The sequence below is a fragment of the Streptomyces sp. NPDC050658 genome (assembly GCF_044457025.1).
Classification (GTDB): Bacteria; Actinomycetota; Actinomycetes; order Streptomycetales; family Streptomycetaceae; genus Streptomyces.
On record NZ_JBITGM010000001.1, the window covers coordinates 514,268 to 536,896 of the forward strand.

Below are 22,629 nucleotides of genomic sequence, written 5' to 3' on the forward strand. Positions count from 1 at the left end.
CGCGCGGCCGCTACCGGTAGCCGGTGACGTCCGCCTCCTTGCTCTCCTGGTCGACCTCCGTGATGTACCGCCAGGCGTCGGGCGCCGAGCCGTCCACGTCCGTGAAGCCGTACTCCTTGGCCAGGCCGCCGCTGGAGAGCGATTTCCCGTTCCAGCGGGCCACTTCGGGGTCGGCGGCGAGCGCGGCCAGGGCCCGGCCGACGAACGTCGGGGTCTCGGAGATCGCGAAGTGCGGGTTCTGCTTACGGCCGTCGAGCCAGTTCTCCTCGGTGACCTTGAAGTACGTGTCGAGCATCGCCTCGGAGCGCAGCCATCCGGGGGTCAGACAGAGCGCCGTGCAGCCGTACTCCGCCAGCTCCACGGAGAGGTTGTGCGCCATCCGCAGCGGGGCCGCCTTGGCGAGGTCGTAGTAGAAGGGCTTGCGGTAGTTGTGGCCGTTGTACTCCTGTGTGCCGTCCGTGACCTCCACGACCAGGCCGCCCCGGTTGCGGACGAGCAGCGGCAGCGCGAACCGGCTCGTGATGATGTGGGTCTCGATGCCGAGGCGGAGGATCCGCATCCCCTTGTCGAGGTCGTGCTCCCACATCTTCTTGTCCCACTCGACGTGGACGTCGCCGCCCCAGATGTCGTTGACCAGGATGTCCAGGCGGCCCTGCTCGCGGTCGATCCGCTCGACCAGCGCCGCCACCTGCTCCGGCTCCAGATGGTCGGTCGGTACGGCGATGCCCTTGCCGCCGGCCGCGTCGATCAGCTCGGCGGTCTCCTCGATGGTCTCGGTGCTCCGGCCGACCTCGCTGATGTGCTCGCGGGTGGTGCGGCCCGTCGCGTAAACGGTGGCCCCGGCGCGGCCGAGCTCGACCGCCATGGCCCGGCCCGCGCCACGGGTGGCACCGGCGACGAGGGCGATCTTCCCGGTCAGTGGCTGTGAGGGTGCGCTTGTGCTCTCCATGTCTTCGAGGCTGCCACCCAATGCCGACATCTGCTGTCGGGTTTTCCATGGGCATGTGCACGCATAACGAGACAGTCGCATCCGCCCCACTCCGCGTGCGTACCCCTCCCCCAGGACCGATGCTTGTCCCGTGATGGACGAGACGGAGTTCTGGGAGATCGTGGACCGCACTCGCGTGGCCGCCGAGGGCGACCCCGAGTACCACGCCGACCTGCTCACCGAGCGGTTGCTCGAGCTGGAGCCGGACATGGTGCTCGACTTCGCCCGTCACTTCGAGGCGCGCTACAACCGCGCGTACCGCTGGGATCTGTGGGGTGCGGCCTGGATCCTGCTCGGCGGCGCGAGCGACGACGCCTTCGACTATTTCCGTTGCTGGCTGATCGGCCAGGGGCGTGAGGTCTTCGAGGGAGCGCTGCACGATCCGGACGCGCTCGCGGATCTCCTGGAGGACTTCGAGGAGGAGGTCGACGGCGACGGGGAGGAGCTGGGGTACGCCGCCGACGAGGCGTACGAGCAGCTCACCGGTGTCGTCACCCCCGACCTCGGCATCGCTCCGGCGCCACCGGAGCCGGAGGGCACACCGATCGACTTCGAGAACGACGGCGTGATGGCGCAGCGCTATCCGAAGCTCTGGGCGGCGTTCGGCGGCGTGGACTGAGTCGGCTGGGGCGGCTGGGATGGCTGGGGCGGCTGAGGGGCTTCGGTCTGCTGCTCTCCGGCCTGCTGTTCTCCGGTCCGCTGTTCTCCGGTCCGCTGCCGGGTGCTCGGTGAGTGGCCGTGGGCCCGGCGGAACGCGGTGCTGAACGCGAACGGGTCCCGGTAGCCGACCCTGCGCGCCACGCTCTCGACCGTCGCGCGGGGATCGCGCAGCAGCTCGGCCGCGAGACTCATGCGCAGTCCGGTGAGATACGTCAGCGGGGGCTCGCCCACCAGGTCGGTGAAGCGGCGGTACAGCGTCGCGCGGGAGACTCCGGCGAGGGCGGCGAGCCCCTCGGCCGTCCACGGGTGGGCGGGGTCCGCGTGCGCGGCGCGCAGGGCGGGTCCGGCGATGGGGTCGGCGAGCGCCCCGAACCAGCCCGGAACCGCGGCTTCGCCCCGCTCGGACCAGGCCCGCCGCTCGAACCATGCCGTGAGCGTGCGTACGAGGACCAGGTCGAGGAGCCGGTCGAGATCGGCCCGCCGCTCGCGCCGCCCGGCCGCACCGGGTACGTCGATCTCTTCGCCGAGGAGCTTGAGGAGCCCGCGGAGCCTCAGGGCCGATGGCTCGGCTTCGGAGGCGGCTTCGGCCGCGGGCACGGTGAGCAGCGGGGGCAGGACGTCGAGGAGCCGGCCGCCGATCTCGTCCCGCGCCTGGTAAGCCCCCGCGACGACGACGGTGGACGGGGCCTCGCCTCCGGGGTGCTCCGGCGTCGCCGCGCCGTGCAGCGGGGTGCAGTGCCGGGAGGCATGCACCCGGACCTGGGGCGGGGTGCGGCCGTCGTCGGAGACGGTGTGCGGGCGGGGGCCGCGGACCAACGCGGTGTCGCCCACGGCCAGTTCCGCCGGCGGGGCCCCTTCGGCGGTGATCACCGCGGAGCCGCGCAGCACGGCGTACAGCGTGAGCGGGGCGGCCTCGTCGCTGACCCAGGCCCATGGGGGTGTCCGGTCGGCCCGCCACAGCACGGCACCGCGCGCGTGCACGTCGCCGAGCACGTCGCCGAGCACGTCGTGTCCCTCCACTTCCTCCCCTTCCCCTCTACCTACCCCTCCTCCCCCTACTCCCCCTCCTCCCCCTCCTCCACGCGGTGAGCGTACCGAGCCCCGGGCCCGTGAGACGCACGCAAAGGATCTTGAGCAGCCGGCCCATGGCATGCACCGCCGACCGCGACTTGGCTGTTCCCCATGACAGAAACTCGTCCTCTCTCCTCCCCCGTCCTCGTCCTGGGCGCGACCGGCAAGACCGGCGGCCTGGTCGCCGCGGGGCTGCGCGACCGGGGCGTGGCCGTGCGCCGCGCCGCCCGATCGCTGGCCGACGGCCCGGACTCGGCGCACTTCGACTGGCGCCAACCCGCCACCTGGGAAAGGCCGTTGACGGACGCCTCCGCCCTCTATCTCGTCACCCCCATGGACCCCGACTTCTCTCCCCTCCTGGTCGACGAACTGATCACCCGCGCAACGGCCGCGGGCGTCCGCCGCGTCGTCCTCCTCTCCGGCCTCAGCGCCGGCTACGGCAGCGCGCCGATGCTCGACCGCGAACGCCCCGTCCGCGCCTCCACCCTGGAGTGGACCGTCCTGCGCCCCGGCGCCTTCATCCAGAACTTCGCCGCCGAGCCCTACCTCACGGCCGTAAGCGACGGCGTCCTGCGGATGCCGCTGGGGCCGGGCCCCGGCGCGTACAGCGCCTATATCGACGTACGGGACATCGCCGACGTGGCCGTCACCGCCCTCACCCGCGACGGGCACGCGGGCCATGTCTACGACCTCGCGGGGCCCCGCGCGCTCTCCTTCGCCGAGGCCCTGGCCACGATCGGCGACGCCGTGGGCCGCCAAGTGCGCTATGAGCACATCCCGTTGGAGTCATGGCTGGCCGAGCAGCGCGCTGCGGGCGTCCCGGCACCGGCGCTGGCCTGGTCCGTGGAGACATTCGACGCCCTCGGCCGCGGCGCCTACGCACCCCTGCACGACGGAGTACGCCACGTCCTGGGCCGTGAGCCACGCGACTTCGCCGCCTATGTACGCGAGGCAGCCGCCGCATCCACCTGGACCTGGGCCCCCGCGCCGCCGGGCCGGTGCGCGGGCTAGCGGTTCTGCAGCCGGGCGGCCGTCTCCCTGATGGCGGGGAGCGCGGCCGTCAGTGCCGCACCCGGGCACTGGGTGTAATAGCCGTCGTTGTGCCCGGAGACCGCGCTGAACACCCCGCTCGTCCCCGCCGCGTACTTGCTGAGGCTGTGCGTGGAGACCAGCCGCACCGTGGAACGCGGGTCCACGTCCGCAAGACCGAGCTTCCACGCTGCCAGCGCCGCCACCGCGTCCGTCATCGCCTTGGGAACGACTGCCCCCGCGGTGAACGTCCCGATCGCCGCGATCCCCACCGACCCCCGGTTGAACCCCTGTGTGTGCGCCCCAACCACGGCCTTGTCGATGCCGCCCGCCCGCCCTTCATAGATGGTCCCGCAGCGGTCGACGAGGAAGTTGTAGCCGATGTCGTCCCACTGCCTCCCCTCGGCCTGCCCGGCGTACAGATAGCGGATGATGCGCGGGACGTCGGCGCAGTCGTACCCGTTCGGCGAGTCCGTGTGGTGCACGAACACCGCCTCGACCCGCTCGGCATACCGGGCCTGCGGCCGCTCCCGCACCGTCTCCACCAGCCACGCCGCCCGCGGCACCACCCTCGGCTGCCGGCCCGGATGCCCCCACTGCCGCCGCACCGGCGCCGCGGCCGCCGGCATCATGGCGCGCCGCCCGGTCACCCCCGTCCGCTCACCGCCTCCGACGAACGCCACCGCCCGGTCGCCCGACCGCCCCGCCTCCCCCGAGGTCCCCGGCCCCACGCACACGGCGCAGACCAGCAGCAGCCCCGCCGCCGCGGCGCCGGGCACCCAGCACAGGACGGTGCGGGCACGCGGGCCCGCCGCGCGCACCGCCGCCGGCACACGCGCCGCGGACATCCCACGGAGGACACGCATGCTCCGACTCTCCGCCCGGCCCCCACCACCCGCGAGCCACGGTCGGCCACTCGGTGGAACCCGCCTCAGCCGCCGCTCGGGACCTCGCCCGGGTTCGTCCGCGAGAGGATCATGTCCGTCCGCGGCTGGAGCGCCGCGTCGATCATCTCGGGCTGCGGGGTGATCCAGTACCGCCCCTGTGCCGCCTGCTCGAAGACCCGGCGGGCGTGCTCCTCGGGCGTGATGCCCTGGGTGTCGGCGCGCTGCTGCAGCTGTTCGTTGAACCCCGCTATCTCCGGCGGTGTGCCGTCACCGGGCCGCGCGGCCCTGAATATCTCGCTCTTGACCGAGTCCGGCAGGACCACCGAGACCTGCACCTCCGCCTGCTTCATCCGCATCTCGTGGGCGAGGGACTCGCTCAGCGCGAGCGTCCCGAACTTGGTGACGCTGTACGGCGCCATCAGCGGGCTCGGCAGCAGTCCGCCGACCGAGGACACATTGAGCACCCAGGTCCGCGTGGACTGCTCGAGCAGGCGCGGCACGAAGGACCGTATGCCGTTCACATAGCCGCCGATGTTGATCCGCAGCGCGGCGTCCCAGCGCTCGGCGGGGATCTCCCAGGAGTAGCCCATGGCCATGATCCCGGCGTTGTTGATCAGCATGTCGACCGTGCCGAAGCGGTCGTACGCCCGGTCCGCGAGGGCGTCCACGGAGCGCGGGTCGGACACGTCCGTGACGACCGGCTCCACCTCCGCCCCGGCGGCCCGCAGCTCGTCGGCAAGCGCCGCGAGCCGGTCGGCGGCTATGTCGGCGAGGACCAGCTTCATGCCGAGGGAGGCGGCATGCCGGGCGAAGCCGGAGCCGATGCCCGCGGACGCCCCGGTGATGACGACGACCTTGTCGGCGAAGGTCTCGCCCGCAGTGGCCTCGCCCGCAGTGGTCTCACTCTCAGTGGTCTCACTCGCGTTGCTCATGGCGTGCTCCGGTCTCATGGTGCCCTCCTGGTCGGCCCGGCCCTCAGAAGTGGGTGCCGCCGTCGATACGGATCTCGGTGCCGGTGATGAACTTGCCGTCCTCGGAGCCGAGCATCGCGACCACCGAGGCAACGGACTCGGGTCCCGCGAAGCCCTCGCCGATGGCCGGGGCCAGCTTCATGAACAGGCTCATGTCCGCGTCCTCGGGCAGGCCGGGGCCCACGCTCTGCTTGCTGGCGCCGCTGCCGTCGGTCATGCCGCTGGAGATGGAGCCGGGCTGGACGGCGGTGAAGCGGATGCCCCGCTTCGCGTACTCGCTCGCGAGCGCGTGCGTCATGGACTGGATGCCGCCCTTGCTCGCCGCGTACGCCGCCATGTACGGGTGGGCGAACGTCGCGGACGTGGAGCTGAAGTTGATGACGGCCGCGTCATCGCCCTCCAGCAGGGCGGGTATGGCCTCGCGGATCACCAGGAACGTACCGACCAGGTTGACCTGGATGACGCGGTTGAAGGAGTCCAGGCTGGTCTCGTGGGTGTGCGAGGAGCGGAGCACGCCCGCCGCGTTCACCAGTACGTCAAGGCCGCGGCCGCCGAGCGCGGTGACCGCGGCGGCCACGCCCTCGCGGACCGAGGTCTCGTCCGAGATGTCGACGACGAGGGTGGTGAGCCGGTCGGCCGCGGCGCCCGCCTTCTCGGCGGTGTCCTTCAGGCCGGCCTCGCTGACGTCGGCCGCGACGACCTTGCCGCCCTCCGCGAGGATCCGCAGGACGGTGGCCTGGCCGATGCCCGATCCGCCGCCGGTGATGAGTGCGCGACGTCCTTCATAGCGGTTCATGAATTGCCTCCGATCAGCTCCGGGCTCCCGGATCCGTCCTGGACCCGGCCCTTCCCGGTTCCATTTCAATGTACGCCTGCCTGGCACGTTTTGCCAGGTCGACAATTCATGTATCAGGGTGACGTTCGCGCGTAGGCTGCGGGGGTGAGCACTCAACCGCCGCAGCCGTCGCCGCCCTCGCAGTCCGCAGAACCCGTGGCGCCCGCCCAGCGCCCGGGGCCCTCCCTGACCGAGCGCCGGAAAGCGGCCACGCAACTGGACATCGCCCGCGCCGCCGCCGAGCTCTTCGCCGAGCGCGGCCCCGACGGCACCACGGCCGAGGAGATCGCGGGCCGGGCCGGGGTGGCGCTGCGCACCTTCTACCGGTACTTCCGCAACAAGCAGGACGCGGTCGGACCGCTGCTCGCGGGCGGCGGCGCCGAGTGGCGGGCCCATCTGGCGTCGCTCGACCCGGCCGCCGGGGTGCCGACCGCCCTGGAGCGGTCCATCGCCCACTCGCTCGCCGCCGCGGACGACCGTGCCGTCGAGTCGCTGGAGTGGACGCGGGGCCTGCTGCGCGCCGCGCAGGACGATCCGGCGCTGCGGGCCGTCTGGTACCGCGTGAACCAGGAGTCCGAGGAGCAGCTGGTGCCCGTCCTCGCCCGGCTGGCCGGCGCGGACGCGGACGAACTCGACGTACGCCTGGCGGCCGCGGCGGCCACGGACGCCGTCCGGCTCGCCCTGGAGACCTGGGCCGCCTCGGACGCGCCCGCCGAAGGCCCCGGCTCCCCCGCCGCCCTCGCGGTGCGCTGCCTGCGGGAACTGGCGGGCGGGCTCCGCCTCCTCGCCACTCCCCGGGACCGGCCCCCGGCCTAGACCTCCACCGCGAACGCCAGCAGCGCCACGTCGTCCCTGACCCCTCCGGAGAACCGCACCAGGTCCCGCCAGACCGCGGACGTCAGCAGCGCCGGGTCGTCCCACACCTCGACGGGGAACGACGACAGGCGCTCGGCCAGCGGATAGAAGGCACCGGAGGCGTCGCGCGCCTCGGTCACCCCGTCGGTGACCGCGAGCAGCCGGTCGCCCGGCTTCAGCCCCACGGTCACCTCCTCGGGCGGTGCGACACCGGCGATGCCCAGGCCCAGCGGGGCGCCCGGCGTCACGTCGACCTCCTCAACGGTGCCGCCGCGCAGCAGCAGCGGTGGCGGGTGCCCACAAGAGACGAGCCGCACCTCGGAGGCGTCGCCGGGGAACTCCAGGAGCACGGCGGTGGCGAAGAGTTCGGCGTGCTCGGTCTGTTCGTCCTGCTCGGAGTCGACCACGAGACGGCGGTCGAGCCGGTTCGCGACGCCCTCCAGGTCGGGCTGGTCGAGCACCGCCTCCCTGAAGGCGCCGAGCAGCGAGGCGACCGTGCCCACCGCCGCGAGCCCGTGCCCCTGCACGTCGCCGACCAGCGCCCGTACGCCGCAGGGTCCCTTGCGTACGTCGAAGAGGTCGCCGCCGACGAGGGTGCCGCCCTGGGCCGCGCGGTAGAGGCCCGCGCAGCGCACCGGCCCCACCCGCTCCGGGAGCGGCGGCAGGACGGCGAACTGGGCCGCCTCCGCGACCGTGCGGACGCTCACGAGCTGGGCGTCGCGCCGGCTGCGTACCCAGGCGAAGAGGATGCTGAGCAGCGCCACGAAGGCAACGGTCAGCAGGTCGCTGTCTCCGGGGCGGCCGAGGTTGAAGCGCGGCAGGGAGAGCAGCATGATCACGGTGCCGCCGAACAGGGCGGTGGCGGACGCGCCGTACGACAGAGCGGCCAGCGGCGGGACGGCCGCGAGCAGGAAGCTGAGATCGACGGTCTCCGGAGTGGCCAGCTGGATCGCGCAGATCACGGCCAGGAGCACGGGCGGGGGCCAGCGCAGCCAGCGCGGACGCGGCGCGCCGTGCAGCCGGCTCGGCTCCTCCCTCTCCCGACGACTGGCCGCGGCCCTCATCATCGGTTCGCTCCTTCCGGGGTCCGTCTTCACGCTCCTACGCGCGCGTGGAGAGCGCACGCCGGGCCGGTCCTTCGGAGGCTCAGAGGGACCGGCCCATCAGCACGTCGTCCACGTAGACCCCGTCCAGGAAGAACTCGCCGGGCAGTACGCCCTCCACCACGAAGCCCTCGGACGTGTAGAGAGTCCGGGCCGGCTTGTTGTGGCCGAGCACCCGCAGCGTGATGCGCCGCGCGCCCTGCCGCCGGGCCTCCGCCACCGCGGCCCGGACGAGCCCGCGGCCGATTCCCGTGCCGCGCGCCGCGTCCGAGACGGCGAGGCCGAGGATCTGGCGTACGTGGGCGTTGGCGAGGAGGGGCGTGGGGTAGCCGATGCGGATGTAGCCGACGACTTCGCCGTCGAGTTCGGCGACCAGATGGTCGCGGGGGCCGAAGCGCTCGTTGAAGAAGGGCGGATGGGGCGGCTGCGGCCGCGGCTGCACCGCGTGCAGCGTGGACCAGGTGACGCGGTCGATGCGGCCGAGGGCTTCTTCGTCGTCCGGTCGTGCGGTGCGTATGTGCGTTTCCGGCATGAGCGCCACTGTACGGCGGCTCCCTGAGGCCCGACGGGGCGGTTTCACGGCAGGATGGCCCCCATGGAGCCCACCGAGCCCAGGCAGTCAGCACCGTCCACGCGGCGGTTCCGCATCGCGGTGGCCGGCGCGTCCGGCCTCATCGGGACGGCGCTGACGCGCGCCCTCGCCGACGACGGGCACGAGGTGGTGCGGCTCGTCCGCCGGGCGCCCCGGACGCGGGACGAGGTGCGCTGGGACCCCAAGGAGGGGTACGTCGACCCGGCGGGGCTCGCGGGCTGCGAGGCGGTCGTGAACCTGGCGGGGGCCGGGGTGGGAGACCACCGCTGGACGGCCGCCTACAAGCGGGAGATCCGCGACAGCAGGGTGCTCGGCACGGCGACGCTCGCGACCGCGGCGGCGGCCCTCGACGAGCCTCCGAGGGTGTTCCTGTGCGCGAGCGCGATCGGGTACTACGGAGACACCGGTCAGCACGCGGTGGACGAGAGCGCACCCTCCGGAGAGGGCTTTCTGCCGTCCCTGTGCGTGGAGTGGGAGGGCGCTGCGGCCCCGGCCCGGGAGGCGGGCATCCGTACGGTCTTCGCGCGCAACGGCCTGGTGGTGGCGCGCGAGGGCGGTGCCTGGGGACGGCTCTTCCCGCTCTTCAAGGCGGGTCTTGGCGGCCGCATGGGCGACGGGCGGCAGTACTGGAGCTACATCTCGCTGCACGACGAGGTCGCCGCGCTGCGGCATCTCATCGACAGGGACGATCTGTCGGGCCCGTTCAACCTGACGGCGCCCGATCCGCTCACCAACCGCGAGGTGACGGCCGCCATGGGGCGGGTGCTGCACCGGCCGACGCTCTTCACCGCCCCGAAGCCCGCGCTGAAGATCGTCCTCGGCGAGATGGCCGGCGATGTGCTCGGCAGCCTGAGGGTGCTGCCGACGCGGCTCCTGGAGTCCGGTTTCTCGTTCGCGTTCCCGGGCATCGACGAGACGATCCGCGCGGCACTGCGGTAATCGGGGTCCGTCCGCGCGGCACCGCGGCAGTCAGGGTCCATCCGCGCGGAATTGCGGTAGTAGGGGTCCATCCGCGGAGGGTCCGTCCGCGCGGCACCGCGGTATCGGCGCTGCGGAGCCGTCGCCCGGCGTGCGACCGTCGTGCGACCGTGCCCGGTCGATGCGCGACTGCCGCCGACCGGTCCGGCTCCTACCCTCGTGCGGAACTCGGGTATTCCGGAGCCCTGTTGAGGGCATGACGTCCCCAGCAGCCGCGCAACGTCGGGGAGGGGCACGTGCTACACCCTGCGCACCAAGCGGATGTCGTCGTCGTGGGAGCGGGGGTCGCGGGACTGGCGGCCGCCCACCAGCTGACCAGCGCCGGTGTAACGACCGTAGTCCTGGAGGCCGCCCCTTACGTGGGCGGTCGGATGTCCACGGAGAAGGTCGACGGGTTCCGGCTCGACAGGATCGGCCAGCTGCTCACGACGTCGTACCCCGAACTGCGCCATACGCCCGCGCTCGACGCCCTCGTGCTGCGGCCCTTCGCCCCCGGCATCCTGGTGCACAGCGACGGAAGGCACCACCGCGCGGTCGAGCCCGCGAGTGCACGGGGCGCAAGGGGCGCACTCACGGCGGCGCGCGCCCTCGCGAGCGCCCCCCGGGTGCCGCGAGCGGCAAGGACCGCGCCCCGCGCCGCCCCGCTCGGCGGCGCCCTTGACCAGGCCCGCCTGGGCGCGGCGCTCGCGAGGCTGGCGGCGACGCCCGTGGAGCGGCTGCTCGCGCGCCCCGAACTCCCGGCGGCGGAGGCCCTGTTCGCGCGCGGCCTGCCGTCCCGCACCATCAACGGCTTCCTGCGCCCGCTGCTCTCGGCGCTGCTCTGCGACCCCGGCCTGACGACGTCGAGCCGGTGCGCCGACCTCGCGCTGCACGCCTACGCCCGCGGCCGCCTCTGCCTGCCGGAGGGCGGCGCGGAGATGCTGCCCGAGCTCCTGGCCGCCGCGCTGCCGCCGGGGACGGTGCGCACCGGCGTACGCGTAACCGACGTCTCCACCACCTCGGTCACGACGGCGGAACACGGCGAACTGTCCTGCCGGGCCGTCCTGTTGGCGACCGACGCACGGGCCGCCGCCGAGCTCCTGCCGGGCCTGCGCGTGCCGCCCTTCCACCAGGTGAGCGTCCTGCACCACGCGGCTCCCGAGCCGCCGCTCACCGAGCCCGCGCTGCTGCTCGACGCCGACCGCTCGGGGCCCGTCGCGCACACGGCCGTCGTCAGTCACGTAGACCCCTCGCGCGCGCCTGGGGGCCGCACCCTGGTCTCGTCGACGGTCCTCGGCCCGCCGCCCGACGAGCGCGCCGTCCTCGCCCATCTCGCCGTGCTCTACGGCACGTCGACCGCCCGCTGGGAGACCCTGGCCGTCCACCACACCCGCGAGGCCGTGCCCGCGATGCCGCCCCCGCACGACCTGCACCGCCCGGTGCGGCTGCTCTCCGGGCTCTACGTGTGCGGCGACCACCGGGACACCAGCACGGTGCAGGGCGCCCTGCACTCGGGCCGCCGTGCGGCGCGGGCCGCGCTCGCGGACTTCGGGGTGGACCCCTCGCACGGGACGGGCACCCTGCCCCTCGCGGCCTGACCGCAGCGCCCCCTCGCACACAACCCATCCGATCTATAGGCCAACCCCTGGAAGCCCTCGCGCCCCCACGCGAGGGCTTCCCTCTGCCCGGTCATCGCCGTGCACTCTGTCGACGTACACCGAAAAGGACCCCAGCCACCTCTGCAACTCCCCTTGCCACACCGGTATCCCACGGCTACGGTCCCACCGGATCGCCAAGCCGCGGGAGGACTCGACGTGCGTCGCACCATGCCGGTGATATCGCTCATCCTCGGCCTATTCATGGGAGGTCTAGCTTTGCCAACCGCCCACGCCGACACGACAGCAGCTCCGAACGCCCCCTCCGTGGTGCCCCGCCCCACCGACTGGACGGCACTCGACGGCCGCACGGAGTTGACCGAGCGGACCCGCATCCTGATCGCGCCCGGCACCGGTTCCAGCACCGGGCTCCCCGCGGGGCGCGCCGAACTGCCGGGCCCCGCGCGGCAGTCCGTACGCCAGCTCGCCACCCAGCTCCGTACGGAGATCAAGCAGGTCACCGGCATCGAGCCCCGGATCAGCGACGACACCGGGCGCCCCGCCGACGGCGACATCACCCTCGGCCTCACCGCCGAGGGACAACTGGGCGCCGAGGGTTACACCTTCGACAGCACGGGCCCCGTCCACATCAAGGCCGCCTCCACGCACGGCCTCTACTACGGCACGCGCACGCTGCTCCAACTCCTGCGCGCCACCGACCAGAAGGACCACCGACAGGTTCCCCGCGCGCGCTCCACCGACCGCCCCGCGCAGGCCGTCCGCATGGTCCATCTCGACGCGGGCCGCAAGTACTGGAAGATCCCCTACCTGGAGAACCTCATCCGCAGGATGGGCGACCAGAAGCTCAACACCCTCCTCCTGCACCTCTCCGAGTCCGAGGGCTTCCGCCTCTACAGCCCCAAGTTCCCGGGCCTCGCCGACCCCGACCACAGCTACAGCCGCGCCGACATCGAACATCTGAAGGCGTTCGCGGCGCGCCACCACGTCCAGCTGATGCCCGGTCTCGAGATGCCCGGCCACGCCACCGTGATCAGCGAGGCCTTCGGCATCGGCTTCGGGTCCGGCGCGAACCCCTGCACGGGGGCGCACACGCACTCGCATCTCACGCCCGACTGGATCATCGACATGACCAGCGAGAAGGCGATCAAGAAGTCGAAGGAGATCGTGGCGGAGTTCGCCGGCTGGTTCGACGCGCCGCTCTTCTCCATCGGCGCGGAGGAAGTCCCGGGGCAGCTGGCCGAGTGCCCGCGCGTCAAGGACTATCTGGCGTCGGCCCCCGACGTCTCCACGCTCGGCGACCTGCTCAACCGCTACATCAACACCCTGGACGACGTGGTCGCCTCGCGCGGCAAGCGCACCGCCGTCTACAACGGCTCCGAGCACCTGACGGCGCCCCAGCAAAAGGTGCACGCCCCCGTCGTCTTCCTCACCTGGGAGGGCTCGGAGGCCGAGCCCGTGGTCCCCGGCCACGACGAGATCGCCATCGGCCCCTTCTACGACACCCCGAACAACTACCACCACCTCTACCCGGACGAGTCCTGGATGTACGACGAGTGGGCTCCCAGCACCGAGCCCGACATGCTCGGCTCCGGCCTCCCCAACTGGGCCGACTACAACTTCTGGGCCGACGACGGCTACTTCGAGAAGAGCATGGCGGGCGCCCGGGCGATCCTCGCCGACCGCGCGTGGAACAAGTCCCCGACCCCGGACACCCTCGCGGACTTCAGGGCCCGCGCGGCGCTGATCGGCGACCCGCCGGGCACGACACCGGCGCCCGTTCCGCCGCGCGTCGAGGGGCGGCCGAGCCACCACTGGACCTTCGACGACGCGACGTACCCCAGTGGCTGGACGTACGCGGGAAGCCCCGGCAACACGATCCTCGCCGAGGACAAGGCGGGTGACCTGCCCGGCACCTCCTACATCATCAACAACCCGACGCCCGTGCCCGGTGTGAGCGGCCAGGCCTGGCGCTTCGACTCCGACCGGGACGGCGTGGGCTTCGGCGGTCTCGACGTAGCCGAGCCGTGGACGGTGTCGGTCCAGGTCCGCCCGTCGGCGAGGACCGCCGACCAGGTGCTCCTCAGCTCCAGGGCGGGCGCCCTGAAGCTGATGCAGCACGGCACCGGCAAGGTCGGCTTCACCCGCTACGGAGCGGCCGACCACAGCTTCGACTACACGCTCCCGCTGGACCGCTGGACACGGCTGACCTGGGTGACGGCCCCGGATCACACCACTCTGTACGCCGACGGGGAGCGGGTCGGGTCGGTCGCGGCGTCGATTCCGCTTCCCCTGCGGTCCATCGGCACGGAGACCGCGAGCCTGCGGGGCGACCTCGACGAACTGGTCACGTGGGACGAGGCGTTGACTCCGGAGGCGGTGGCGAAGCTGAAGTGAGGCGCGCTCAGACACCACGTACTACGGAGTTACGTACTACGGAGTCGCGCACCACAGAGTGACGCACTACGGAATGACGTGTAAGGGGCGGGGCACCTGGTGCCCCGCCCCTTACATCGCGCCGCATGCCGGCACCCCGGACCTCAGCCCAGCGCCGCCACCTTGTCCCGATAGCCCCGCACCGGCGCCGCGTCCCGGTACGGCTCGAGCCGCCGCTCGAAGTCCCGTACGTACTCGACCGCCCGGACGCTGCGCATCTCGCCCGCCGCCTGCGCCGCCTCCGCGCCCAGCTGGCAGGCCTGCTCCAGCTCGCCGAGGCCGAGCCGCGCGGTGGCGAGCACCACCCGGCAGAAGAGCCGGCTGCGTGCGTAGCCGGCCGCCCGCAGCTGGAGCGAGCGCTCCGCGTGCTGGGCGGCCACCCGGTACTGCTGGAGGTCGCGGTGGCAGTGGCCGAACTCGTCGGCCAGCTGGGCCTCGTCGAAGAACCGCGCCCAGTAGGGCACTTCATCGCCGGGCCGCGCCGCCTCAAGGGCCCGCTCGGCCCGCACCATCGACGCCGTGCACGCCCGCACCTCGCCGAGCACCCCGTGCCCGCGCGCCTCCACGGAGTGCAGCAGGGCCTGCACGACGGGCGGCGCCGAGGAGCCGACGCCCTGCTGGGCGACGCGCGCCAGTTGCACCGCCTCGCGGCCGTGCCCGAGATAGACGGCCTGGCGGCTCATCGTGACCAGGACATAACTGCCGTACGCCCGGTCGCCCGCCGCCTGCGAGAGCCGCAGCGCCTGCACGTAGTACCGCTGGGCCAGGCCGTGCGCCGCGATGTCGTACGAGGTCCAGCCCGCGAGCCGGGTCAGGTCGGCGGCCGCCGCGAAGAGCCGCCGCCCGGCCTGCTCGCCGTAGCTGCCGCGGAGCATCGGCTCGGCCTCGTGCTCCAGATAGCGCACGAGTGCCTGCCGGGCGTGGCCGCCGCCGTACGCGTGGTCGAGCGCGCGGAAGAGTTCGCCGACGGAGCGCAGGGCGGCGATGTCGCCGCTGGACACCCTCGCGCCGACGCCGCGCTCGGGCTCCTTGCGCTGACGCGGTATGGCGGGGCGGCCCTGCGTGGGCACCCGGCCGCTGTGCGGCCCCTGGTCGCCGCGGCCCACCCGGTCGTCGGCGCGGCCGATCAGCCAGTCCCTGCTGGGGACGACGAGCCCGGCCGGGGTGAACGCGATCTTCCGCAGCTCGGCATGGCTCCCGGAGTCCTTGCGCCAGAGCCCGCCGACGATGTCGATGGCCTCCTCGGGGGTGGCGGCGAACTCGAGCCCCGCGTACACCGGAGCGCACGCGTCGAGCCCCAGGTCCTGCGCGGAGAGGCGCCGCCCGAGCCGCCGGGTGAAGACCTCGGCGATCAGCGCGGGCGTGGTGCCGCGCGGCTGCTGCCCGCGCAGCCAGCGGGTCACCGATGTCTTGTCGTACCGCAGATCGAGTCCGTGCTCGAGCCCCAGCTGATCGACGCGGCGCGCGAGCCCCGCATTGGAGAACCCGGCTTCTGAGATGAGCGCGGCTAGCTGGCGGTTGGGGGTGCGCTGCGGAGGTCGTTCCGTCATCAGCTGTGCGGTCTCCTGCCTTTCGGGCGTTGCCTTGAGCAGCCCTTATGGCCCTGTGAACGGCGTGAATGTAGCGACCCTCACCGCCCTCATCGCGACGTTCGACCCGCATTCATCCGATCGTGTGAGGATTGACCGGAGGACTGACGGGAATCCGCTGCCCGTACAGTGGCTGGGGGCGCGATATGTGCACGGTGAAGGTTCTAGGGAGGCACTAGCCGTGAGTGAGATTGAGTTCGTCCGGATGGGCTTCGGGCCAGACTCCGTCGAGTACCAGGAGGCCTGGGACGAGCAGCGCCGGGTGCATGCCGCCCGCTTCGCCGACGAGCTCCCCGACACCTGTCTGCTCCTCGAGCACCCGCCGGTCTACACGGCGGGACGCCGCACCGACCCCAGCGAGCGCCCGCTGGACGGCACCCCCGTCATCGACGTGGACCGCGGCGGCAAGATCACCTGGCACGGTCCGGGACAGCTGGTCGGCTACCCGATCCAGAAGCTGCCGCGCCCGGTGGACGTCGTAGCACACGTGCGCCGCCTGGAAGAGGCACTTATCCGTACGTGTAAGGAATTCGGCCTGGAGACCACCCGGGTCGAGGGCCGCAGCGGCGTATGGGTCCTGGGCGACCCGGTGGAGCAGCGCGCGGCGCTGGGCGGGCTGAACCTCGACTTCGACCCGCGGGTCGCGGACGATGAGTTCGACCCCCGGCTCAACGGCCCGGAGTACGCGCCGTCCAACGCGGGCCAGCGCCGCGAGGACCGCAAGATCGCCGCGATCGGCATCCGCGTCGCCAAGGGCGTGACGATGCACGGCTTCGCGCTCAACGTGAACCCGGACAGCACCTGGTTCGACAAGATCATCCCGTGCGGCATCCGCGACGCGGGCGTGACTTCGCTCTCGTACGAACTGGGCCGCGAGGTCACGATCGCCGACGTACTGCCTGTCGCCGAACGGCACCTGCGGGACATCCTGGAGAACGCGGAGCTCAAGCCGCGTCTCATCGAGAAGCCCGCCGAGCAGCCCGAGACCGAGAAGGCCGCCGTCTAGGGAATGGACCCGTTCGGCGAGAGGTTGGCCGGACGTACACCCCACGACATCACGGGCGTACCCTGATGTACGCCGAAGAATCGAAGCTACAGGGAGCCGATGTGTCCGCAGTCGCACCCGACGGACGCAAGATGCTGCGCCTGGAGGTCCGGAACGCCCAGACCCCCATCGAGCGCAAGCCCGAGTGGATCAAGACCCGGGCGAAAATGGGCCCCGAGTACACCAAGATGCAGAACCTCGTGAAGAGCGAGGGCCTGCACACGGTCTGCCAGGAGGCGGGCTGTCCCAACATCTACGAGTGCTGGGAAGACCGCGAGGCCACCTTCCTCATCGGCGGCGACCAGTGCACCAGGCGCTGCGACTTCTGCCAGATCGACACGGGCAAGCCGCAGGCCCTGGACCGTGACGAGCCGCGCCGCGTGGGCGAGTCCGTCGTCACGATGGACCTGAACTACGCCACCATCACCGGCGTCGCCCGCGACGACCTGGCGGACGGCGGCGCCTGGCTGTACGCCGAGACCGTGCGCCAGATCCACGCCATGACCGCCGACCGGGCCGAGGGCCAGACCAAGGTCGAGCTGCTCATCCCCGACTTCAACGCCGATCCCGACCAGCTGGCCGAGGTGTTCTCCTCGCGCCCCGAGGTCCTGGGGCACAACGTGGAGACGGTGCCGCGGATCTTCAAGCGGATCCGTCCCGGCTTCCGCTTCGAGCGCTCCCTTGAGGTCATCACGAAGGCCCGCGAGGCCGGTCTGGTCACCAAGTCCAACCTCATCCTGGGCATGGGCGAGGAGCGCGAGGAGATCAGCGAGGCGCTGCACGCCCTGCACGACGCGGGCTGCGAGCTCATCACGATCACCCAGTACCTGCGCCCCACCCCGCGCCACCACCCCGTGGAGCGCTGGGCCAAGCCCGCCGAGTTCGTGGAGCTGAAGGAGGAGGCCGAACAGATCGGCTTCTCCGGAGTCATGTCCGGCCCGCTGGTCCGCTCCTCCTACCGTGCCGGACGCCTCTACCAGATGGCGATCGAGAAGCGCGGTTCGTACGTGGCGGCGCAGGCGGTCTGATCCGCGTACGTACACAAGGACTGTGTGAATCGGCGCACAAGTGGCTACCGCTGGGTAGCGGCCGATATGACGCGGCCCGTACGGTCCCCGCAGGTGAGGGGGGCCGTACGGGCCGCGTCAGCGTTCGGGGGCTCCGCGTCAAGGTTTCATCGGTGTTTGACCGGTCGGTCACGCCCTGGTAACACCAATCAGTGACCCTGGAATTACCCCACGTACAGCCCTACCCATAGCCGCTCAGGAGGGGCCCACCATGCAGGCCGCGCCCGTACGCGCCACCGCCATCCCGTCCGTCACCGACGCACTGCGCGCCGTCGAGTCGCTGCTCATGAGCAGCGGTCAGCGCACCGCGCGCCGCAACGCCTGGACGTCCGTGCTCGACGACCGGCGCCGCGCCAAGGACCGGGCCGAGGCGCTGCGCGTGCTCGAAGAGGCGATGACAACCCGCACGTCGTAGTCACTTCCAGGGACACGTAGACTTCAGGACATGGCGAGGAAGGAAACCGCGGCGGACGCCGCGAACCCCGGGCGACTCAAGCAGATCGCCCTGACCTACAAGATGACCCGCAAGGCCGATCCGCGGATCGGGCTTGTCATCGCGGCTGTGGGAATCGTCACCTTCGGTGTCTTCCTCGCGATCGGCTTCTTGATCGGTCACCCGATCTATCTCGGCATTCTCGGCTTTGTGCTCGCCTTCCTCGCGATGGCGATCGTCTTCGGGCGCAGGGCCGAGCGTGCCGCCTTCGGGCAGATGGAGGGCCAGCCCGGTGCGGCGGCCGCGGTGCTCGACAAGATCGGCCGCGGCTGGACGACCACTCCGGCGGTGGCGATGAACCGCAGCCAGGACGTCGTGCACCGCACGGTCGGCAAGGCCGGCATCGTGCTCGTCGCCGAGGGCAACCCGAACCGGGTGAAGAGCCTGCTGGCCGCCGAGAAGAAGCGGATGGCGCGCGTGGTCGCGGACGTCCCGGTGCACGACGTGATCGTCGGCACCGCCGAGGGCACGGTCCCGCTGAAGAAGCTGCGTACGACGCTTCTGAAGCTCCCCCGCGTCCTCCAGGGCCCGCAGGTCACGGCGACCAACGACCGGCTGCGCGCGATGGGCGACCTGATGAGCAACATGCCGCTGCCGAAGGGTCCGATGCCGAAGGGCATGCGGATGCCTCGTGGTGGCCCGAAGATGCGGTAAGGCTGCCGCCGGCTTCACTGACAATGGGGCGCCCGGAACCGATTGGTTCCGGGCGCCCCATCTACGTACGGCGGGAGTTTCTCCCGAGCCCGATCTACGTACGGCGGGAGTTTCTTCCCGATCCCGATCTCTAGATCCGCCTCTAGCTCCTCTAGGTCCTCTAGGTCCTCTAGGTCCTCTAGATCCGCACCTGGACCGCACGGGCGAGGCGGTCGTGCAGACCCCGGCCGTCGCGGTCCCAGATCAGCGCCGGGATGGCGACGCAGAGCAGCACGCTGCGGGCGAGGACCTTGCCGAAGCCGAGACGGCCGCCGTTCTCGGCGACCACGCGGAGCCTGAACAGGGCCTTGCCCGGGGTGCAGCCGACCGTGCCCACGGTCAGTACGTTGAGCACGAAGAAGATCCCCAGCGCCCAGTTGCCCATCGCCTGCTGGTCACCGCGAGCGAACAGGCCGTATGCGATAACCATGCACAGGGCCCAGTCGACGGCGAGGGCGCCGATGCGCCGGCCGGGCCGCGCGATCGAGCCCGGCCCCTCCTCCGGCAGGCCGAGCTGCTCACCCCGATAGCCGAAGTCGACGCCCGCGTCCTCCGCGGCCGCGCGCGGGCCGGAGAGCCACGATCCGATTGCTTGCCTGTTGTCCACCCGTCCACGGTACTGCGCCCGATTTCGTACGAGGACGGGCGGGGTAGGGCGAATGGCACCCCGCCCGGCCCCGGCCCGGTTAACTTCGGCGAAACAAATGGGTCATGCTTGAGAAATCCCCCGTCCCTATGGTCGGGTCCCAGCGTGTGCCACCGCACTGGCCGCACAACGAGCTGCAACCCCGTCCCACCCCGGGCCGGGAGTAGGAGGAGTTGGATGTTCCAGAACGCCGACGACGCAAAGAAGTTCATCGCGGACGAGGACGTCAAGTTCATCGACGTCCGCTTCTGCGACCTGCCCGGTGTGATGCAGCACTTCACGATCCCGGCGGCGGCGTTCGACCCGGACGAGGAGCTGGCCTTCGACGGTTCGTCGATCCGCGGCTTCCAGGCCATCCACGAGTCCGACATGGCGCTGCGCGCGGACCTGTCGACCGCCCGGGTCGACCCCTTCCGCCGCGACAAGACTGTCAACATCAACTTCTTCATCCACGACCCGATCACGGGCGAGCAGTACAGCCGTGACCCGCGCAACGTGGCGAAGAAGGCCGAGGCGTACCTGGCCTCGACCGGCATCGCGGACACCGCGTACTTCGGCCCGGAGGCGGAGTTCTACGTCTTCGACAACGTCCGCTTCCAGACGTCGGCGAACGAGAGCTTCTACCACATCGACTCCGAGGCGGGCGCCTGGAACACCGGTGCGGTCGAGAACAACCGCGGCTACAAGGTCCGCTACAAGGGCGGCTACTTCCCGGCCCCGCCGGTCGACCACTTCGCCGACCTGCGCGCGGAGATCTCCCTGGAGCTGGACAAGAACGGCCTTCAGGTCGAGCGCCAGCACCACGAGGTCGGCACGGCCGGCCAGGCGGAGATCAACTACAAGTTCAACACGCTGCTCGCCGCGGCCGACGACCTGATGCTCTTCAAGTACATCGTGAAGAACGTCGCCTGGCGCAACGAGAAGACCGCGACCTTCATGCCGAAGCCGATCTTCGGTGACAACGGCTCGGGCATGCACGTCCACCAGTCGCTGTGGGCCAACGGCGACCCGCTGTTCTACGACGAGCAGGGCTACGCCGGTCTCTCGGACACCGCGCGCTACTACATCGGCGGCATCCTCAAGCACGCCCCGTCGCTGCTCGCCTTCACCAACCCCACGGTGAACTCGTACCACCGCCTGGTCCCCGGCTTCGAGGCCCCGGTCAACCTGGTCTACTCGCAGCGCAACCGCTCCGCGGCCATGCGTATCCCGATCACGGGCTCGAACCCGAAGGCCAAGCGCGTCGAGTTCCGCGCGCCGGACCCGTCCTCGAACCCGTACCTCGCCTTCTCGGCCCTTCTCCTCGCCGGCCTGGACGGCGTGAAGAACAAGATCGAGCCGGCGGAGCCGATCGACAAGGACCTCTACGAGCTGGCGCCCGAGGAGCACGCGGGCGTCCCGCAGGTCCCGACCTCCCTCCCCGCGGTCCTCGACGCCCTCGAGGCGGACAACGAGTACCTGCAGGCGGGCGGCGTCTTCACGTCCGACCTGATCGAGACGTGGATCGACTACAAGCGCACGAACGAGATCGCCCCGATCCAGCTGCGGCCGCACCCGCACGAGTTCGAGCTCTACTTCGACATCTAAATCGAGGACCCAAGACGCGGATGTCCGCCGCGTCAGCCTCACCCGCGAAGGCCGTCACCGTCAGGTGGCGGCCTTCGGGCGTTGTTCTGGGGGTGGGGTCAGGGCAGTGAGCGGAGCAGGACGAGGGATCCGTTGTGGGTGGGGCGGTTGCGGAGGTGGCCGAAGGCCTCGTCCCAGGCTCCGGACGTCAGGGCGCGGCGCAGGGAGATGTCGAAGTCCCGGCGGGCGCGGTCGTCGATGAAGCTCCAGGTCGGGCAGGGCTGGCGGGCCGCCGGGTCGAGCAGGGCTTCGGGGCGGCCGTAGTACGCCTCGTTGAAGCCGTCCGCGCGGTCCAGCGGGATGGGGACCGGCTCGATCGTGGTGGTGCCGGCGAGTGCCGCGGTGAGCCGGTCCAGGGGTGGGTGGCGGCGGGCCTCGGTGTCCAGGACCTCGGGGGCGTATTCGTAGAGCCAGAAGTCGCGGACGCGGGCCGGGTCGCGGGTCAGGACTACGACGGGGCCGCGGGTGACGCGGCGCATCTCGCGCAGGCCCGCCTCGACGTCGGGCCACTCGTGGACGTTGAAGAGCGCCATCGAGGCGTCGAAGTGGCCGTTGTCGAAGGGGAGTTCGTCGGGGGGCTCGTCGATGGCGTCGGTGAGTTGCGCGGGGCGTTGGGCGCGCAGGGCCAGGGAGGGTTCCACCGCCGTCACCGTGTGCGCCGCGGTCTCGTAGGCGCCGGTGCCGGCCCCGGCGTTCAGGACGGTGCGGGCCCCGCCGAGGGCCCTGGCGATCACGCGGGCGATGCGCTCGTCGGGGCGGTGGTGGACGGCGGCGGGAGCACGGTGGTCGACTCCGTCGGCACTGCTGTCGTAGGTGCGCATGACCATGGGGACCTCGCCTTACGGGCCTGGGCCGGAGCTGGAACCGGAACCGGAGCCGGGGGCGGGGGCGATGTCTCCGCCCCGGGACGACCGCCGCCTAGCGGGCCGCGAGGCGTTCCATCAAGGCGGCGCTGCGGGCCAGCGTCTCGCGCTCCTCGGCGGTGAGTTCGGTCTCGATGGCCTGGGCCAGCCAGCCGACCCTGCGGCCGCGCTCCGCGTCGAGGGCGGCCCGTCCCGCGTCGGAGAGTTCGACCAGCGACTTGCGGCCGTCCGTGGGGTGGGCGCGGCGGGAGACCAGGCCCTGCTCCATGAGCAGTCCGACGGCGCGGGCCATCGACTGAGGGCGTACGCGCTGGTCCGCGGCGAGATCGCTGGTCGTCATCGCCCCGTTGCGGTCGAGGGTGCCGAGCACGGCCACCTGGCCGAGCGGGATCAGGTCCTCGTGCTTCACGCGCCGCGTGAGCCTGCCCATCGCGGTACGCAGTTCAGCGGCGACAGCGGCGGGTTCCGGGGTGGGCATGAGGCACCTTAACCCGTGATGAGCAGCGTGCATCAAACCCTCGATGAGCAGCGCGCATTAACCCTTGATGAGCAGCGTGCAGAGAGGATGTACAGCAGAACTGAACAGCTGAACTGAACAGCCTTGCTGTAG

Annotated in this window: 22 protein-coding genes; 11 read left to right on the forward strand and 11 right to left on the reverse strand. The window is 71.6% G+C overall.

Features of this window, described 5'->3' with window-relative positions:
• Window positions 1-10 precede the first annotated feature (10 nt).
• The gene (locus ACIBKX_RS02415) at window positions 11-949 is read right to left on the reverse strand and encodes an SDR family oxidoreductase (RefSeq protein ID WP_363277679.1); all 939 of its coding nucleotides are present in this window, start codon (window positions 947-949) and stop codon (window positions 11-13) included.
• A gap of 133 nt (window positions 950-1,082) precedes the next feature.
• Between ACIBKX_RS02415 and ACIBKX_RS02420 the strand changes: the two genes are divergently transcribed.
• A complete protein-coding gene (locus ACIBKX_RS02420; RefSeq protein ID WP_363277696.1) occupies window positions 1,083-1,607 on the forward strand; it encodes a DUF4240 domain-containing protein in 525 nt (174 codons plus the stop codon).
• Here the strand turns inward: ACIBKX_RS02420 and ACIBKX_RS02425 are convergent.
• Complete coding sequence (locus ACIBKX_RS02425) at window positions 1,568-2,668, reverse strand: AraC family transcriptional regulator (RefSeq protein ID WP_363277678.1); 1,101 nt, start codon at window positions 2,666-2,668, stop codon at window positions 1,568-1,570. The two genes, ACIBKX_RS02420 and ACIBKX_RS02425, sit on opposite strands and share 40 nt — an antisense overlap.
• A 162-nt stretch (window positions 2,669-2,830) precedes the next feature.
• Here ACIBKX_RS02425 and ACIBKX_RS02430 point away from each other — a divergent pair, with 162 nt between their 5' ends.
• Window positions 2,831-3,730 carry an NAD(P)H-binding protein gene (locus ACIBKX_RS02430; protein WP_363277677.1) on the forward strand — a complete coding sequence of 300 codons (900 nt, stop codon included), beginning with the start codon at window positions 2,831-2,833 and terminating at the stop codon, window positions 3,728-3,730.
• Here the strand turns inward: ACIBKX_RS02430 and ACIBKX_RS02435 are convergent.
• From ACIBKX_RS02435 to ACIBKX_RS02445, 3 genes are all read right to left on the reverse strand, one after another.
• A complete protein-coding gene (locus ACIBKX_RS02435; protein ID WP_363277676.1) occupies window positions 3,727-4,614 on the reverse strand; it encodes a peptidoglycan recognition protein in 888 nt (295 codons plus the stop codon). The genes ACIBKX_RS02430 and ACIBKX_RS02435 overlap by 4 nt on opposite strands.
• 65 nt (window positions 4,615-4,679) lie before the next feature.
• Window positions 4,680-5,567, reverse strand: coding sequence for an SDR family NAD(P)-dependent oxidoreductase (locus ACIBKX_RS02440; protein WP_363277675.1), 888 nt, complete (start codon window positions 5,565-5,567; stop codon window positions 4,680-4,682).
• Window positions 5,568-5,610: 43 nt separating this feature from the next.
• Window positions 5,611-6,402: an SDR family NAD(P)-dependent oxidoreductase gene (locus ACIBKX_RS02445; RefSeq protein WP_363277674.1), complete on the reverse strand. Its 792-nt coding sequence runs from the start codon at window positions 6,400-6,402 to the stop codon at window positions 5,611-5,613.
• A 195-nt stretch (window positions 6,403-6,597) separates the two neighbouring features.
• Between ACIBKX_RS02445 and ACIBKX_RS02450 the strand changes: the two genes are divergently transcribed.
• A complete protein-coding gene (locus ACIBKX_RS02450; protein WP_363277695.1) occupies window positions 6,598-7,257 on the forward strand; it encodes a TetR family transcriptional regulator in 660 nt (219 codons plus the stop codon).
• Here the strand turns inward: ACIBKX_RS02450 and ACIBKX_RS02455 are convergent.
• Window positions 7,254-8,360, reverse strand: a complete 1,107-nt coding sequence (locus ACIBKX_RS02455; RefSeq protein WP_363277694.1) for a PP2C family protein-serine/threonine phosphatase — start codon at window positions 8,358-8,360, stop codon at window positions 7,254-7,256. The genes ACIBKX_RS02450 and ACIBKX_RS02455 overlap by 4 nt on opposite strands.
• An 82-nt stretch (window positions 8,361-8,442) precedes the next feature.
• The gene (locus tag ACIBKX_RS02460; RefSeq protein WP_363277673.1) at window positions 8,443-8,931 is read right to left on the reverse strand and encodes a GNAT family N-acetyltransferase; all 489 of its coding nucleotides are present in this window, start codon (window positions 8,929-8,931) and stop codon (window positions 8,443-8,445) included.
• 63 nt (window positions 8,932-8,994) lie between these two features.
• Here ACIBKX_RS02460 and ACIBKX_RS02465 point away from each other — a divergent pair, with 63 nt between their 5' ends.
• From ACIBKX_RS02465 to ACIBKX_RS02475, 3 genes are all read left to right on the forward strand, one after another.
• The gene (locus tag ACIBKX_RS02465; protein ID WP_363277672.1) at window positions 8,995-9,930 is read left to right on the forward strand and encodes a TIGR01777 family oxidoreductase; all 936 of its coding nucleotides are present in this window, start codon (window positions 8,995-8,997) and stop codon (window positions 9,928-9,930) included.
• Window positions 9,931-10,205: 275 nt separating this feature from the next.
• On the forward strand, window positions 10,206-11,546 hold the full coding sequence (locus ACIBKX_RS02470; RefSeq protein ID WP_363277671.1) for an NAD(P)/FAD-dependent oxidoreductase: 1,341 nt from the start codon (window positions 10,206-10,208) through the stop codon (window positions 11,544-11,546).
• 276 nt (window positions 11,547-11,822) lie between these two features.
• On the forward strand, window positions 11,823-13,958 hold the full coding sequence (locus tag ACIBKX_RS02475) for a family 20 glycosylhydrolase (protein WP_363277670.1): 2,136 nt from the start codon (window positions 11,823-11,825) through the stop codon (window positions 13,956-13,958).
• A 143-nt stretch (window positions 13,959-14,101) separates the two neighbouring features.
• Here ACIBKX_RS02475 and ACIBKX_RS02480 read toward each other — a convergent pair whose 3' ends face one another.
• The gene (locus tag ACIBKX_RS02480) at window positions 14,102-15,547 is read right to left on the reverse strand and encodes a regulator (protein WP_363277669.1); all 1,446 of its coding nucleotides are present in this window, start codon (window positions 15,545-15,547) and stop codon (window positions 14,102-14,104) included.
• A gap of 220 nt (window positions 15,548-15,767) precedes the next feature.
• Here ACIBKX_RS02480 and lipB point away from each other — a divergent pair, with 220 nt between their 5' ends.
• The 4 genes from lipB to ACIBKX_RS02500 all read left to right on the forward strand — a co-directional run bounded on the left by lipB (window position 15,768) and on the right by ACIBKX_RS02500 (window position 18,845).
• Window positions 15,768-16,592: a lipoyl(octanoyl) transferase LipB gene (gene lipB, locus ACIBKX_RS02485; protein WP_363277668.1), complete on the forward strand. Its 825-nt coding sequence runs from the start codon at window positions 15,768-15,770 to the stop codon at window positions 16,590-16,592.
• A gap of 101 nt (window positions 16,593-16,693) precedes the next feature.
• On the forward strand, window positions 16,694-17,659 hold the full coding sequence (locus ACIBKX_RS02490) for a lipoyl synthase (RefSeq protein ID WP_399375611.1): 966 nt from the start codon (window positions 16,694-16,696) through the stop codon (window positions 17,657-17,659).
• Window positions 17,660-17,909: 250 nt separating this feature from the next.
• Complete coding sequence (locus ACIBKX_RS02495) at window positions 17,910-18,113, forward strand: hypothetical protein (RefSeq protein WP_160504648.1); 204 nt, start codon at window positions 17,910-17,912, stop codon at window positions 18,111-18,113.
• A gap of 30 nt (window positions 18,114-18,143) precedes the next feature.
• The gene (locus ACIBKX_RS02500; RefSeq protein WP_363270825.1) at window positions 18,144-18,845 is read left to right on the forward strand and encodes a DUF4191 domain-containing protein; all 702 of its coding nucleotides are present in this window, start codon (window positions 18,144-18,146) and stop codon (window positions 18,843-18,845) included.
• A 178-nt stretch (window positions 18,846-19,023) separates the two neighbouring features.
• Here the strand turns inward: ACIBKX_RS02500 and ACIBKX_RS02505 are convergent, their stop codons facing one another.
• The gene (locus ACIBKX_RS02505; RefSeq protein ID WP_363270824.1) at window positions 19,024-19,491 is read right to left on the reverse strand and encodes an RDD family protein; all 468 of its coding nucleotides are present in this window, start codon (window positions 19,489-19,491) and stop codon (window positions 19,024-19,026) included.
• A 216-nt stretch (window positions 19,492-19,707) separates the two neighbouring features.
• On the opposite strand from ACIBKX_RS02505, the gene glnA reads away from it, so the two are divergent.
• Window positions 19,708-21,117: a type I glutamate--ammonia ligase gene (gene glnA / locus ACIBKX_RS02510; protein ID WP_362997793.1), complete on the forward strand. Its 1,410-nt coding sequence runs from the start codon at window positions 19,708-19,710 to the stop codon at window positions 21,115-21,117.
• A gap of 98 nt (window positions 21,118-21,215) precedes the next feature.
• Here the strand turns inward: glnA and ACIBKX_RS02515 are convergent, their stop codons facing one another.
• Window positions 21,216-21,983 (reverse strand): methyltransferase domain-containing protein, encoded by a 768-nt coding sequence (locus ACIBKX_RS02515; protein WP_363270823.1) that lies wholly within the window; start codon window positions 21,981-21,983, stop codon window positions 21,216-21,218.
• A 91-nt stretch (window positions 21,984-22,074) separates the two neighbouring features.
• Complete coding sequence (locus ACIBKX_RS02520; RefSeq protein ID WP_363270822.1) at window positions 22,075-22,497, reverse strand: MarR family transcriptional regulator; 423 nt, start codon at window positions 22,495-22,497, stop codon at window positions 22,075-22,077.
• Between the last annotated feature and the right edge of the window lie 132 nt (window positions 22,498-22,629).

Excerpts from the sequence above, each read along its gene's own strand:
- ACIBKX_RS02430 (WP_363277677.1), top strand. The coding sequence starts at position 2,831 with ATGACAGAAACTCGTCCTCTCTCCTCCCCCGTCCTCGTCCTGGGCGCG.
- ACIBKX_RS02455 (WP_363277694.1), bottom strand. The coding sequence starts at position 8,360 with ATGAGGGCCGCGGCCAGTCGTCGGGAGAGGGAGGAGCCGAGCCGGCTG.
- ACIBKX_RS02495 (WP_160504648.1), top strand. The coding sequence starts at position 17,910 with ATGCAGGCCGCGCCCGTACGCGCCACCGCCATCCCGTCCGTCACCGAC.
- ACIBKX_RS02520 (WP_363270822.1), bottom strand. The coding sequence starts at position 22,497 with ATGCCCACCCCGGAACCCGCCGCTGTCGCCGCTGAACTGCGTACCGCG.
- ACIBKX_RS02460 (WP_363277673.1), bottom strand. The coding sequence starts at position 8,931 with ATGCCGGAAACGCACATACGCACCGCACGACCGGACGACGAAGAAGCC.
- ACIBKX_RS02480 (WP_363277669.1), bottom strand. The coding sequence starts at position 15,547 with ATGACGGAACGACCTCCGCAGCGCACCCCCAACCGCCAGCTAGCCGCG.
- ACIBKX_RS02420 (WP_363277696.1), top strand. The coding sequence starts at position 1,083 with ATGGACGAGACGGAGTTCTGGGAGATCGTGGACCGCACTCGCGTGGCC.
- ACIBKX_RS02435 (WP_363277676.1), bottom strand. The coding sequence starts at position 4,614 with ATGCGTGTCCTCCGTGGGATGTCCGCGGCGCGTGTGCCGGCGGCGGTG.
- ACIBKX_RS02440 (WP_363277675.1), bottom strand. The coding sequence starts at position 5,567 with ATGAGCAACGCGAGTGAGACCACTGAGAGTGAGACCACTGCGGGCGAG.
- ACIBKX_RS02465 (WP_363277672.1), top strand. The coding sequence starts at position 8,995 with ATGGAGCCCACCGAGCCCAGGCAGTCAGCACCGTCCACGCGGCGGTTC.
- ACIBKX_RS02445 (WP_363277674.1), bottom strand. The coding sequence starts at position 6,402 with ATGAACCGCTATGAAGGACGTCGCGCACTCATCACCGGCGGCGGATCG.
- ACIBKX_RS02500 (WP_363270825.1), top strand. The coding sequence starts at position 18,144 with ATGGCGAGGAAGGAAACCGCGGCGGACGCCGCGAACCCCGGGCGACTC.
- ACIBKX_RS02415 (WP_363277679.1), bottom strand. The coding sequence starts at position 949 with ATGGAGAGCACAAGCGCACCCTCACAGCCACTGACCGGGAAGATCGCC.
- glnA (WP_362997793.1), top strand. The coding sequence starts at position 19,708 with ATGTTCCAGAACGCCGACGACGCAAAGAAGTTCATCGCGGACGAGGAC.
- ACIBKX_RS02515 (WP_363270823.1), bottom strand. The coding sequence starts at position 21,983 with ATGGTCATGCGCACCTACGACAGCAGTGCCGACGGAGTCGACCACCGT.